Source organism: Streptococcus sanguinis (genome assembly GCF_019928825.1).
Lineage (GTDB): Bacteria > Bacillota > Bacilli > Lactobacillales > Streptococcaceae > Streptococcus > Streptococcus sanguinis_L.
In genome coordinates this window covers 313,923-327,949 of record NZ_JAHZOP010000002.1, presented here as the reverse complement: position 1 = coordinate 327,949, position 14,027 = coordinate 313,923, and the positions used below count along the sequence as shown (strand labels likewise).

Annotated in this window: 11 protein-coding genes; all 11 read right to left on the bottom strand. The window is 45.8% G+C overall.

Annotated elements, in window-relative coordinates; translation table 11 throughout:
* Positions 1 to 405: 405 nt before the first annotated feature.
* Positions 406 to 2,421: an ATP-dependent DNA helicase RecG gene (recG, locus tag K1J09_RS05160; protein ID WP_223323185.1), complete on the bottom strand. Its 2,016-nt coding sequence runs from the start codon at positions 2,419 to 2,421 to the stop codon at positions 406 to 408.
* Positions 2,422 to 2,526: 105 nt separating this feature from the next.
* On the bottom strand, positions 2,527 to 3,633 hold the full coding sequence (gene alr / locus K1J09_RS05155; RefSeq protein ID WP_317627841.1) for an alanine racemase: 1,107 nt from the start codon (positions 3,631 to 3,633) through the stop codon (positions 2,527 to 2,529).
* The gene (gene acpS / locus K1J09_RS05150) at positions 3,623 to 3,985 is read right to left on the bottom strand and encodes a holo-ACP synthase (protein WP_072073511.1); all 363 of its coding nucleotides are present in this window, start codon (positions 3,983 to 3,985) and stop codon (positions 3,623 to 3,625) included. The genes alr and acpS overlap by 11 nt, the downstream gene beginning before the upstream one ends.
* A gap of 107 nt (positions 3,986 to 4,092) precedes the next feature.
* The gene (locus tag K1J09_RS05145; protein ID WP_223323181.1) at positions 4,093 to 5,124 is read right to left on the bottom strand and encodes a 3-deoxy-7-phosphoheptulonate synthase; all 1,032 of its coding nucleotides are present in this window, start codon (positions 5,122 to 5,124) and stop codon (positions 4,093 to 4,095) included.
* A 1-nt stretch (position 5,125) separates the two neighbouring features.
* Positions 5,126 to 6,157, bottom strand: coding sequence for a 3-deoxy-7-phosphoheptulonate synthase (locus K1J09_RS05140; protein ID WP_176799394.1), 1,032 nt, complete (start codon positions 6,155 to 6,157; stop codon positions 5,126 to 5,128).
* A 21-nt stretch (positions 6,158 to 6,178) separates the two neighbouring features.
* The gene (gene secA, locus K1J09_RS05135) at positions 6,179 to 8,698 is read right to left on the bottom strand and encodes a preprotein translocase subunit SecA (protein ID WP_125410662.1); all 2,520 of its coding nucleotides are present in this window, start codon (positions 8,696 to 8,698) and stop codon (positions 6,179 to 6,181) included.
* Between the two features lie 284 nt (positions 8,699 to 8,982).
* Positions 8,983 to 10,182: an acetate/propionate family kinase gene (locus tag K1J09_RS05130; RefSeq protein WP_223323179.1), complete on the bottom strand. Its 1,200-nt coding sequence runs from the start codon at positions 10,180 to 10,182 to the stop codon at positions 8,983 to 8,985.
* Positions 10,183 to 10,315: 133 nt separating this feature from the next.
* The gene (locus tag K1J09_RS05125; RefSeq protein ID WP_002907132.1) at positions 10,316 to 11,029 is read right to left on the bottom strand and encodes an MIP/aquaporin family protein; all 714 of its coding nucleotides are present in this window, start codon (positions 11,027 to 11,029) and stop codon (positions 10,316 to 10,318) included.
* 188 nt (positions 11,030 to 11,217) lie between these two features.
* Entirely contained in the window at positions 11,218 to 11,751 is a 534-nt protein-coding gene (locus K1J09_RS05120) for a GlcG/HbpS family heme-binding protein (RefSeq protein WP_223323177.1), read from the bottom strand.
* 58 nt (positions 11,752 to 11,809) lie between these two features.
* The gene (locus K1J09_RS05115; protein ID WP_125336471.1) at positions 11,810 to 12,190 is read right to left on the bottom strand and encodes a glycerol dehydratase reactivase beta/small subunit family protein; all 381 of its coding nucleotides are present in this window, start codon (positions 12,188 to 12,190) and stop codon (positions 11,810 to 11,812) included.
* Positions 12,171 to 14,027 carry a diol dehydratase reactivase subunit alpha gene (locus K1J09_RS05110; protein WP_223323175.1) on the bottom strand — a complete coding sequence of 619 codons (1,857 nt, stop codon included), beginning with the start codon at positions 14,025 to 14,027 and terminating at the stop codon, positions 12,171 to 12,173. Before K1J09_RS05110 ends, K1J09_RS05115 begins: the two co-directional genes overlap by 20 nt.

Genomic DNA, 14,027 nt, shown 5'->3' with positions numbered 1-14,027 from the left:
TGGTCCCTAATCTTTTTGTTCTTACTTGGATATAAGAATACAGCCCTAAACTTAAGAATCTCTTATAGATTTCTTAGGGAAAGCTTATAGTCAAAGAAGTCCAGCAATCTCTATCTACTAATTGAAATGAACAAGTCTTTTCAATCAAATACAAAAAACTTCACCGATTGGGTGAAGCTTGTGATTTGTTAGGAGATTGTTGATGAAAAAATTCTAAATTATTCTTATTTTTTGAGTGGCTCATACCTCGCAAGTCTTCTAGTCTTCAAGCTTTGGTTACGGGATTTTAAGGGATGCTTACATTGTCATTGGTCTTACCTCTTTCTTTGATTTGACAATAGTATAATCCCTCAAACTTAAAGCCTACTTATAAATAACTTGCAGGAAACTTAATCCAAAGAACTCTTAATCTAGGTAATCTCGCTTGTCCAAATGAAGAGCAATCAAGTGCCAATTAGGATCTGTCCGCCAGTTCGGATCAGCTGTAATCTGGCTGGCAACCTTTCTGGCTTCTTCTAAAATCGGATAATCTTCTACGATGTCTGCCACTTGAAACTCAGGAATACCAGACTGCCGAGTGCCAAAGATTTCTCCGGAACCTCGCATTTTCAAATCCTCTTCAGCTAGCAGGAATCCATCAATCGTCTCAGTCATGATTTTCATGCGGCGCTTGCCCGACTCCGTCTTAGGATTGGCAACAAGGACGGCATAAGACTGCTTGCTCCCCCGGCCAACGCGGCCTCTCAGCTGATGAAGCTGGCTGAGTCCGAAGCGGTCTGCGTCCATGATGACCATCACCGTAGCATTGGGGACATTGACTCCGACCTCAATGACTGTAGTAGAGACCAGAATATCAGTCCGTCCTTCCTTGAAGGCCTGCATAATCGCCTCTTTTTCCTCGCTCTTCATCTTGCCATGAAGCAGGGCCACTTGTACCTGCTGACCAAAATAAGCTGTCAATTCTTCTTCTAGGGCAATGGCATTCTTAAGATCCAGCGCCTCAGATTCCTCAATCAAAGGAGAAATAAAATAGACCTGAGCACCCTTGTGGAGCTCTTTTTTCAGCCAGTCGAGGACGACTTCCAGCTGCTCATGCTTGACCCAACGGGTGATGATAGGTTTGCGTCCCGCCGGCATCTGGTCAATAATGGACACATCCATATCACCAAATGCTGTGATAGCAAGGGTTCTGGGAATAGGCGTCGCTGTCATCATGAGAACATCAGGATTGTCTCCCTTTTCCCGTAAAATCCGGCGTTGCTCCACCCCAAAGCGATGCTGCTCGTCAATAATGACCAAGCCCAATGCATGGTAACGCACCCCTTCCTGAATTAAGGCATGGGTTCCGACAATCATGTCCACCTGACCGTTTTCAATCGCTGATAATATCGCCCGGCGTTCAGCTGCTTTCATCCCACCAGTTAGCAGGGCCAGCTTCAATTCTGGAAATAGCTGAGCTAGGTTGTCAAAATGCTGCTCAGCCAAAATTTCTGTTGGAACCATCAGAGCTGACTGAAAGCCAGCTGTATAAACAGCATACATAGCTAGACCAGCGACTACTGTCTTTCCGCTTCCCACATCGCCCTGCAGCAGGCGATTCATATGTCCAGGCGACCGCAAATCCTGCAAAATCTCTGTCAGACTGCGCTCCTGAGCTGAAGTCAGTTCAAAAGGTAAGCTCTGCTTTTTCTCGGCCACAGCATCCAACTGCCAATCAATTTTTAATCCATTGCTGACAGCCTTGGTTTCTCTCTTTAAGACCTGCAGCTGCATTTGAAAATAAAAGAGTTCTTCAAATTTAACCCGCCGAAGAGCCTGCTTGTAGTCCGCCAAGTCCTTTGGAAAATGCATAGCCCGCACAGCCTCCACTCTGCTCACTAGCTGGTAGCGTTCCAGTAGGGGCTGGGGCAGATTTTCCTCTAAGAGCATGTCTAATCCTTGGTCAAAGGCAGTCTTAATCAGCTTGACCAAACTAGCCTGACTAATTCCCTGAGCCAGCCGATAGACAGGCTGCAAGTCGTCCTCTACCTGAGCCAGCAGTTTCATTCCAGTCAGACTGGCCTTGGCTTTGTCCCACTTGCCAAAGACAGCTATATTGGCTCCCACTTCAATCTTGTCCGCCAGATAAGGCTGGTTAAAGAAATTAACTGCCAGAGCGACTTCCCCTTGCTTGATGGTAAAGCGCAGGCGATTGCGTTTGTAGCCATAATACTGGACATTAGCCGGGGTTACGACCTGACCAGAAACAACCGCCTTTTCTCCATCTTCCAAGTCTAGGACATTCTTACTCTTAAAATCCTCATAACGAAAAGGAAAATAAAGCAGCAAATCCTGCAAGGTCTCTAGACCCAGCTTGGCAAATTTTTCTGCTGATTTCGGTCCCACACCAGGCAGAACCGTCAAAGGTTGGTGTAAATTCATAATTCCTCTTTCAGTTCTGATGCTGCTGCGGTGCTAATATCGCAGACAGGGGGTTCAAGCTAGAACATTATCAAATACTTCAAGCGGTTCCCTACATTAATCTTCTTAGTCTTTATATACCCTCGGTACACGGTCGCTAATCAAGCAAACCACCTCATAGTTAATGGTGCCACGCTTTTCTGCCACATCTGTCACCGTAATGGTCTCCGCTCCGCTATTTCCAATCAACACAACCGGCGTGCCAAGGGGATAAGACTGAGGCAGGCGCACTGTAATTTGGTCCATGGAAACGCGGCCAACAATAGGGCAGAGCTGACCATCAATCAAGACATCAAAGCCCTGCATATCGCGTGTCCAGCCATCCGCATAACCCAAAGGAATGGTGCCAATCCACTCTTGAGACTTGCTGGTGTAGGTGGCTCCATAGCCAACATCTGCTCCAGCCTCAACTTCCTTGACATGCACCAATTCTGAGACCAGCGACAGAGCTGGCTTGAATTCATAAGGAAGTTCTAAGACTCTTCCGCTAGGGTTGAGGCCATAAATGATGTCACCCAGCCGGACAGCATTTAGAACGGTCTCGCTGTGCCAGAGAGAGGTGGCGGAATTACTAGCGTGAACGAGAGGAGGAACACTGTCCAGCTCAGATAAGATCTGATGGAAACGAGCCAGCTGGGCTTCAAACTTATGGTGCTCCGCTTCATCTGCTGTTGCAAAGTGGGTAAAAATTCCCTCCACGACAGCCCCAGCAGCCTGCAAGCGATGGATTGCCTCCTGAGCTTCCTGACTATCTCGAAATCCAATCCGCCCCATACCAGAGTCAATCTTGATATGAAAGTTCAATCCTGTTAAGTCTTTTTCCGCAGCTAAAGCTAGATCCAACCACTCCAGACTGGCTACGGTCAGAGACACCTTTCCCTTTCTAGCTAGCGGAAGCGCAGCCAAATCTGACACCCCTAGCACCAGAATTTTTTTTCCAATGCCAGCTGAGCGAAGCTCCAAGGCTTCATCAATATTAGACACACAAAATCCATCTACGAGGGTGTCAATGTGCTTAGAAACCTCAATAGATCCGTGGCCATAAGCATTGGCTTTAACGACAGCCCACTTCTCTGTCGTCTGAGGCAGATGGGCACTCAATTGTCTAATATTAAAAGCAATAGCAGCTAAATCAATCACTGCCTTGCTGGGTCTATGCAGACTAGCTTTCATCATTTTCCTCCAAAATTACGCTGGCTGTAACTAAGCCAGCAGCGTGGCTGAGCGAAATCCAAACCTTGCCAGTAAAAGGTGAACGACTGAAATAAGGCGCTCCCTGACGGTCGTTTAAAATCTCCAAGTCCTGAAACCTGAGCTTACCGATGCCGGTTCCCCAAGCTTTAGAAAATGCCTCCTTGGCAGCCCAACGGCCAGCCAGAAATTCTATTTTCCGCTTGCCGGATAACTCCTCAAAACGAGAAAGCTCCGCCTTTGTCAAGACTTTCTTTGCAAAGCGGGCATTTTTCAGATAGGCTCGCTCAATGGCAGCCAGTTCTTCTATGTCAATTCCGTGTCCTTTTATCATATCATTCTCTGGAAAGGCGACAAAACTCAGCTGGGCCGCCAGCTGAGTTCGTCTTCACCCGACAGTTAGTCCTCTTTACAGGTCAAGACTGTCCCTTTCAATTTTCCTTATTTATCTAAAGTGTTGTAAATTTCTTCAATGAGCTGAACAGTATTGTCCCAGCCCAGGCAAGGATCGGTGATGGATTTACCAAAGACTTCCGGCTCATTTTGCCGGCCATCTTCAAGATAAGACTCAATCATAAAACCACGAACCGTTCTCTTAATCTTTTCGTTCCAATCCCGATTAAGCAAGGTCTGACGCACAATTCTAATCTGTTCCAGATACTGCTTGCCAGAGTTATCGTGATTGGTATCAATGACGATGAAAGGATTCTCCAAGCCCATCTTTTCATAGTAGGAAATGGCATCCAGCATATTTTCATAGTAGAAATTTGGAATGTTCTTACCGTATTCATTGGTTGCCCCACGCAGAATAACGTGAGCCAAAGGATTTCCAGAGGTTTCTACTTCCTGGCCATGAAAAAGGAAAGTCTGCTTATTTTGTGCCGCATAGACAGCGTTAAACATAACTCCCAGATTACCAGAAGTTGGATTCTTCATGCCGACTGGAGCGTCAATACCTGACGCCACAAAGCGGTGCTCCTGGTCTTCAACTGAGCGAGCACCCACAGCATGATAGCTTACCAAGTCGTCCACCAGCACAAGATTGGACGGATAGAGCATCTCATCAGCCGTCGTCAGACCAGTCTCTGTAATGACGCGGTAGTGCAGCTGACGAACAGCCTGCAAACCATTGATAAGACTAGGAGCTTTAGAAGTATCTGGCTGGTGAACCAAGCCCTTATAGCCATCCCCATTGGTCCGCGGCTTAGCAGTATAGACGCGCATGACGATAAAAATCTTGTCTGCGACCTTCTTCTGCAGCTCTGACAAACGGCGGGCATACTCCAGCACAGCCTCTTCATTGTCTGATGAGCAAGGACCAATCACCAAGAGAATACGCTCGTCTTCCCCACTGAGAATCTCAGCTAGTTCTTGGTCTCGCTTGTTTTTATGAGTCAAGGCCTGACCAGTCAGTCTGGTTCTGGACTTAATCTGCTCAATGTCAATCTTCTGACCTTTTTCTATAAATGCCATACTATTTTCCTAATGTATCATAAATTTCACGAACCAGCTGTTCTGTATTGGCCCAGCCCAGACAAGGATCAGTAATGGACTTGCCAAAGATTTCTGGCTCGTCCTGACGACCGTCTTCCAGATAAGACTCAATCATAAAGCCACGTACTGTAGCCTTAATCTTTTCATTCCAGTCCCGGTTAATCAGAGTCTGGCGAACGATACGAACCTGCTCCAGATACTGCTTACCAGAGTTATCATGATTGGTGTCAATGATGATAAAGGGATTTTCTAAGCCCATTTTTTCATACTGGGCAATGGTGTCCAGTAGGTTATCATAATAGTAGTTAGGAATATTCTTGCCGTATTCATTCAGAGCACCGCGCAAGATGGCATGCGCCAAAGGATTCCCAGATGTTTCTACTTCCTTACCGGAAAAGAGGAAACTCTGCTTGTTCTGAGCTGCATAGATGCCGTTAAACATGACATTGAGATTGCCAGAAGTCGGATTTTTCAAGCCAGTAGGCAGATCCGCTCCACTAGCTACAAAGCGGTGCTGCTGATCTTCGACCGAGCGAGCTCCTACAGCCATGTAAGAAATCAAATCATCTACCAGAGGCAGATTTTCTGGATAGAGCATCTCATCAGCTGTGGTCATGCCCGTTTCAGAAATAACCCGATAGTGCAGATTGCGAACTGCCTTGATACCGTTAATCAGACTAGGAGCGGCAGTCGCATTAGGCTGATGAATAAGCCCTTTGTAGCCATCTCCGTTCGTCCGAGGCTTAGCAGTATAAACCCGCATGACCATGAAAATGCGGTCTTTTACTTCTTCTTGGAGAGCAGATAGACGCTTGGCATACTCTAGCACCGCTTCTTCGTTATCTGAAGAGCAGGGACCGATAACCAAGAGAATGCGGTCATCTTGGCCACGCAGAATGGCTTCCAACTCTCGGTCACGCTTTTCCTTGCGAGCTAACATGTCGCCTTCTAGCTTAGCAAGTTGGCGAACTTCTGCCACATCAATGGGTTGACTAGTTGCTTTAAAGGTCATCTATTCTCCTTCTTTTATGTTTTACTTTTTGCGGCCGTGACAGTTCTTGAACTTCTTGCCAGAACCACATGGACAAGGGTCATTTCTCTTTACGTTAGATAGGTCTACATTCTCAGGCATATTTGGCGCCTTGGCAGAGATATTGCGGGTAGCTGTGGTATTGATAGCCCGCTCTGTCCGAGGGCGCTCTTGCTCATGAATCTGCGCTTTCATCATCAGACGAGTCACGTCAAACTCAATAGAGCCAATCATGTCGTTGAACATACGGAAGCTTTCTGCTTGATATTCGACAACTGGATTGTTCTGAGCATAGCCACGCAGTCCAACAGCATTGCGCAGCTGGTCAAGGGCGTCAATATGGTCAGTCCACTTGCTGTCCACCACGCGCAGGATCAAGACCTTCTGGAATTCACGCACAGCTTCTTCATCTCGCAGCTTAGCAATCTGACTGTCGTAGACTTCCAATGCACGTTCAAACAGATAATCTTTGATTTCTTGGTCAGACTTGCCTTCCAAATCGCTATCAGAAATAGAATCTTCTGAAACTAAGTTATACTTAGCAAAGTTTAAAATCGCTTCAATCTTATCATCCTGATCAGAGTGGCTGCTGCCATCAACAATACGGTTGATAGTCCGCTTAATCATAGCATGGATTTCAGGACTGAGGTCACGGTCAGCAGTAATAACATCATGGCGCTCGGCATAGATAATTTCCCGCTGCTCACGCATCACATCATCATATTGCAAGACTTGTTTCCGCGTATCGTAGTTATTTCCTTCGACACGCTTCTGAGCTGCCTCTACCTGACGGGTCAGCATGCCAGACTTGATAACAGAATCTTCGTCGCTAAGGTTCATCCGATCCAAGAGGGCTTTAATGCGCTCTGAGCCAAAACGACGCATCAACTCATCTTCCAGTGATAGATAGAACTGTGACTCACCTGGATCACCCTGACGACCAGAACGTCCGCGTAGCTGATTATCAATCCGGCGGCTTTCATGGCGTTCTGTACCAATAACGCAGAGACCACCCAGTTCGCGAACACCTTCACCCAGCTTGATGTCGGTTCCCCGTCCAGCCATATTGGTTGCAATGGTAACCGCACCACGTTGACCGGCGTTCATGATGATTTGCGCCTCTTTATAGTGGTTTTTCGCATTAAGAACTTCGTGAGGAACCCCAGCTTCTACCAATTTCTTAGAAATATAATCACTGGTTTCAACCGCAACGGTACCAACCAGAACTGGCTGGCCTTTTTCATGACGCTCTTTAACATCCTGCACAACTGCCTTAAACTTAGAATCAATACTTGGGTAGAGCAGGTCAGAATGGTCAATACGTGCCACCGGACGGTTGGTTGGAATCGGGATAACACGAATGTTGTATGTTTCACGGAACTCTTCTTCCTCTGTCTTAGCTGTACCTGTCATACCGGACAGCTTCTTATACATACGGAAGAGGTTCTGATAAGTAATGGAAGCAGAAGTCTTTGTTTCTTCCTGAATCGGCACACCTTCTTTGGCTTCAATCGCTTGGTGGAGACCGTCGGAGTAACGACGTCCCTCCATTGTCCGACCGGTAAACTGATCGACAATCAGAATTTCCTGATCTTCACTAACCACATAGTCAATGTCAAGGAGCATGATGTAGTTAGCTCGCAGAGCATTGTCAATAAAGTGAGTCAGGGCAACATTTTCAATATCGTAGAGATTGTCTAGCTTGAAGTAGCTTTCTGCCTTGTCAATACCTGAGTCAGACAGACCAATAGTCTTAGACTGAACATCGATGATGTAGTCGTCCTTATCTAGCGATTTAACATAGTGGTCAGCCATATGATAAAGCTGGTTGGTATCTGAAGAAACCGGTCCTGATACAATCAACGGTGTCCGCGCTTCGTCAATCAGGATTGAGTCCACCTCATCGACCAAGGCATAATTGAGTGGGCGCTGTACCATGTTTTCAGCGCGGACTACCATGTTATCACGCAGATAGTCAAAGCCGATTTCAGCATTTGTTGAATAGGTAATGTCGCAAGCGTACGCTTCTTTCTTCTCAGATGGAGACTTAGCTGCCAGATTGATACCGACAGAAAGGCCCAGCCAAGAGTAGAGTTCACCCATTTCGGTCGCATCACGCTCAGTCAGGTATTCATTGACTGTGACAACGTGCACACCTTTGCCTGCAAGGGCATTTAAGTAAACTGGCATTGTCGCAGTCAAGGTTTTTCCTTCACCAGTACGCATCTCCGGAACGTCACCATGATGGAGAACGATTCCTCCCATAACCTGAACCTTATAAGGGAAGAGTCCCAACACTCGCTTAGCTCCTTCACGGACAACCGCAAAAGCTTCAAATAAGAGCTGATCGAGAGTTTCACCATCAGCATAGCGTTTCTTGAATTCTTCTGTTTTTGCCTGAAGTTCTTCATCAGACAAGGCTGCCATTTCGTCTTCATAAGCCAAGACCTTGTCAGCCATTTTTTCTAATTTTCTTAATTCACCTTTATCATTTTCAATGATAGTCTTTAAAATATTCGCCATTTTTTTCCTTACTATATAATAATCTTTCTGATTTTTAGAATGTTCTTTTCATTATAGCATGTTTTCCTATATCTTTCAAGAATGAAAAAAGCAAAAAAGCTCCATCAGACTGTGCTTACAGAACCGGGAGATAGCAGGAGATTAGAGGATAAAAAAGAAAAGGCAGAGGTTTTACTCTGTCTTTTCGAGTCCAAACAATACAAAGATAAAAAGTGTTCTTTTTGCTAAAGAGACCTTTTTCTGATAAGACCTATCACTCCTTGAACATTCTATCACTCTTTCGGCTACTTAAAATCCAGCAAGCGCATGGTGTCTTGAGCAATCATCAATTCTTCATTGGTTGGAAGAATGAGAATTTTAGCCTGAGACTGGGAATTTTGAATAAAGAGCTGACCTTGCTCGTTAGCTGCCTGATTCAAAGAAAGTCCTAAGCAATTGAGCTTTTGAACGACCAAGCTGCGGATCAAGGCTGAATTCTCCCCGATTCCAGCGGTAAAGACCAAGGCATCCAGACCATCTAAATCTGTGATGTAGCTTGCAATAGTCTGAGCGATACGGTTGACAAACATATTAACTGCTAGACTAGCTTTTTCATCGCCTCTGTCACAAGCCTCCAAAACATCTCTTAAATCATTGCTAAGCTGGGAGATCGCTAGCAGACCGGATTCTTTATTGAGGACATCACTTAATTGCTGAGCTGATAATTTTTCCTGTTCTAGCAGGAAAGGGAGAATCATAGGGTCAATATCACCTGAGCGGGAACCCATCATCAGGCCAGCCAAGGGGGTGAATCCCATCGAAGTATTGACAGACTGACCATTTTTAATGGCGCAGATACTAGCACCATTGCCCAAATGGCAATTGATAATCTTCAAATGCTCCGCAGCTTCTCCTTGCCCTTCCCAAATCTCCTGTACCTTTTGAGCAATATACTTGTGACTCGTTCCATGGAAACCATACTTTCTCAAACCGTATTTATGATAGTAATCCCAGGAAAGAGGATAAAGATAATAAGCTTCTGAAAGGCTTTGATGAAAAGCTGTATCAAACACAGCCACTTGTCCTGTCTCCGGCAAAGCCTTTTGGAAAGCTCGAATCCCTACCAAGTTGACAGGGTTATGACTAGGAGCCAAGAAAGACAGCTTCTCAATGATGGATAGCACTTGCTCATCTATCAAAGAAGAATCATCAAAGGATTCTCCGCCATGAGCTACGCGATGACCGACTCCATCTATCTCGTCCAGAGAAGCAATCAGCTTCCGCTCCAAAAGAAAGTTCAGCAGGTAATCCACAGCAAATTGGTGCGAAGGAATGGCCAACAGTTCCTTTTCTTTTTGACCTTCAAATTCAATCTTAAAAATGCCTTCCTTTAAGCCAATCTTTTCAAAAATTCCTTTCACCAAAAGGTTTTCATCAGGCATACTGAGCAGTTGAAATTTTAATGACGAACTGCCCGCATTAATCGCAAAAATTTTTTTAGACATATTTTTCTCCTGAGCAATGAAAACAGTGATTTTTTCAAATAACGTTTTTTGAAAACTGAAATTTTCCATTGCTACTTGTTAGATAAATAAGCTAGCTTCAAATGGTCGGCTAGCTTATTTACTATTTTATATATTACATAGCATTGACTGCCAAGACAGCCAAGACAGCGCCGATAGTCGGTCCTACAATTGGCACCCAAGCATAAGCCCAGTTTGCATCTCCTTTATTCGGAACTGGCAAGAGGGCATAAGCAAGGCGTGGGCCGAAGTCCCGGGCTGGGTTGAGGGCAAAACCTGTCGTCGAACCCAAAGACAAGCCGACAGCCATAATGAGGAAGCCAACTAAGAGTGGAGTGAGTCCAGGCGTGATTTCGCCGTGCGTTATCATCAAAAGTGCAAAGATGAAGAAGAAAGTCGCAACGATTTCGCTAAGCAGATTAAATGCTGGATTCTGGATGGCTGGTCCAGTAGCAAATACGCCAACTGAGTTTCCTTCTTCTGCCTTGGTTTCTTTGAAATGGGGATAATAGAAGAGCACTACAATAGCCGCTCCAACAAAAGCCCCTAGAATCTGAGCGATGATATAGCCCACTACTTGCTCCCAGGGGAAGATGCCACCCACCGCAAAAGCAATGGTGACAGCTGGGTTAAGGTGACCGCCAGTATTATAAAATCCTGCCGTATAGACACCCAAGGTTACTGCCAAGCCCCAGCCAAATACAACGGTAAACCAGTTGGGAGAGAAACCTTTTGCGAGACTCTTATTAAGACTGATAGACGCTCCGATTCCATTCCCAAAAACCATCAGAACCATGGTGCCTAAAAATTCACCTAGATATTTTTCCATACTCCATACTCCTTCATTTCGAAATACTTTATACTCTCTCCTCTATATTGCTTCTACAGCGCAATATGGATTCTAAGAAAGTATAAGAGAAATGTGCTCGTAAAACAGGAGAAAATCCCTAGCTCCAAAGCATGGATTGCAAGCGGTATTCTCTCCTCTGATATTATTTAATTTGCTAGATTGCTTCTCTACAGTCCTACAGCATACTCAGCAATGGACTGGTCTTCTTCAGAACTTCCTCCGCTGACGCCGATACCGCCAATCATCTCTGACTGGCAATAAATAGGAATGCCACCTGCTAAACTAACGACCTTATTGTCAGTCATCGTTTCCAGCTGGTAGAGCCACTGGCCAGGCTGAGTTAAAGGTGCTAAATCCTTGGACTGCATCCTCATGCCAACAGCTGTGTAAGCTTTCTTATAAGCCATATCGTTACTCACTAACAAGGCATTTTCCATACGATAGGTCATCACGACTTGTGCTGCTGAATCAACCACCGTTATCACGACAGCTAGTCCTAGCTCTTCAGCCTTGCGTCTGGCCCTTGTTACCAATTCCCAGGCATCCTGATAGATATTTGTGAAAAGAACAGGCTCTTTATCCAGTAAGGTTTGGCATCTAGCAAGGACTTTTTGGATGATGATGTCCTGCAATTCTGAGTTTCCTTCCCAGCTTGATAGTTCTGGACTGCTGAGCTCGTCTTTCTCTCTATCTCTAGCCATCCACTTCACCTCTTTTCAGTAGTTAGCTCGGCCATCTTTTTGAATCGATCAGAACAAGTCAAAAAGATGCTTCTAACAGGTCAGATTTTTTAAACGGGACTCCCTTGACCAGCCGCGCTGCATTTGAGCCAAACAGGCGCAAGACGTGGTCTGGTATAGCGGAATAATCTTTGATACGATAGATAAATTTTTCAAGCGGCAAGTTACGATAATGGAGGACTGCGTCTCGCCCGTCACAGGCAATCCCTACTAACAGCTGGGATTGAGTTGCAGCCACATGCGCTAGTGATACAGGATCGCTAAGTTCATCTGGGCTGATCAGACTAAATGGGATACCTTCCTCTTCGATACCATAACCGATTTGTGCCACCTTATCCGCAGGAGCATTGTCCGTAGCTATAAGCCTAATGGTGGGCTTTCTAGTATAAGCTAATTCCATAGTCGGCCCCCCATTTCTCTCTGACATAAGTCAAAATCAGTCCGGTCGCTACTGCATTTCGAGGCCCTACCAAGCCACGCACATTACCTCGACCAGCTACAATGGCATTCTGAGAGAGGGCTTCGGTCACTAGCTGAGGTATTTCAAAGTCCAAAGCTGAGCCACCCACGATGACAACGAAAGGAATGTCTCGAATATTCTGAGTAGGGCTGACACGCTTGAGAGCTCGCACCGCATTGGTAACAAAGACTCTTTCCTTGGCTGACTGCCGAACGAGTTTGATTTTTTCGATAGAGTAGTCTCCATCATCAATAGGAACAAATTCATCATTTTCCTTGACGATGACGACTCTGGCAAACAAATCTCCAGACAACGGCTTGTCAAAAAATTGAACAGTCCCGTCTTCATGCCGGATATGGAAAAGACTTTCTACCTTAGCCAAAGGATATCGTTTGATGTCCTCTGCCAGATGATGATTTTCCAGTCCCAACTCCGAATTGATCAGCATGGTTACCATATCACCAGCACCGGCTAGATGGACAGCCAAGATTTGACCCCTGCTATCGATAATGGAAGCATCTGTAGAGCCTGCTCCTAAGTCCAAAATAGCCAAGGGGCGATCCGTCCCTGGTGTAGTCAGAGCCCCGAGGATAGCTGATTCAGCTTCTGCTCCACCGATTTCTACGGTAATACCCAGCTCACGTTCGACTTCTTGGGCAATGATGGACATTTGCAGCTTGTCGGAATTTACCATAGAGGCAATGCCGACAGCCTGCTCCATAGAAAATTCTCCTGCCACACCACCGCGCACAGAAATCGGAGCAAAAGTATTGACGGCTAGTAAGTCACGGATATAAATGTCGGAAGGCTCTTTCTCGGTCAGGTTAGCCATAGTTTGACGAACCTTCTCCAGCATGCCACCAACATTGGTCCCCGCTTCTCCGACAACATTGCTAATCTCGCCGGCGTAGACGATTTTTTCCATAATCTCATCGGCGCCCTTAGAAATATCCACCTTTAAGGTATGCTCCTTGCCAATAATTTGGATACTGCCTGCTGGAATCGTCCGAGCCTGAACGTCGCCTGCTGGTGTCTTAATCACGACAGCTGAGCGGTTGCCAATGAGGGCACGGGCAATGGGAACGATGCTTTTCGTCTCTTCTGCACTCAAGCCGAAAACCGTCGCAATCCCATAGGGATTGGATAATTGGGAAATCACCTTTCCTTGCTCTACCACTTCAACAGCAGCTTGCATTCCCAAAGGAACCTTGTCAATAAAGAGAATCTCATCCACGATTGGAATCTTCTGGCTAATGCGGTTATTGACCAGAACCCCATCATCCGCCTGCAGAATGGCAGCAGTAATCTGATAACCCTTAGCTAGATAGGCATTGATCAGCTGGGCAACCAAGTCAAAATCAATAATCTTCGGCACTACCACGATGTATTTCCCATCAAGAGGATGATGAACCAAGTCAAGAATATCCACTGTCAGTCCAATCCCCAATCCCAGTCCTCCTGGAGTACGGGGATTATGACCAATCATGGTAGACTCAGTAATGACTGTCTCAGTGATGGTTTCCATGGCAACATCGCCGATAACAGGCGTCGCTTCATTGATCCGAATCAAATCAACTTGTCCCAACTCAAGCGGTGTTTGCTCCATCAATTTTCTCAAAGATTGATAAATCCCGTGAACATTTTCCTTGGTCCCCTTGATACCTGTTGTATCCGCAATGGCTGAGGCAAGAAAGTGAATGCTTCCATCATCTTGCACTTCAGCTAAGGCAGACTCGGTCGAAGAATTTCCTATGTCTACTCCAATGATTCGTTTCAC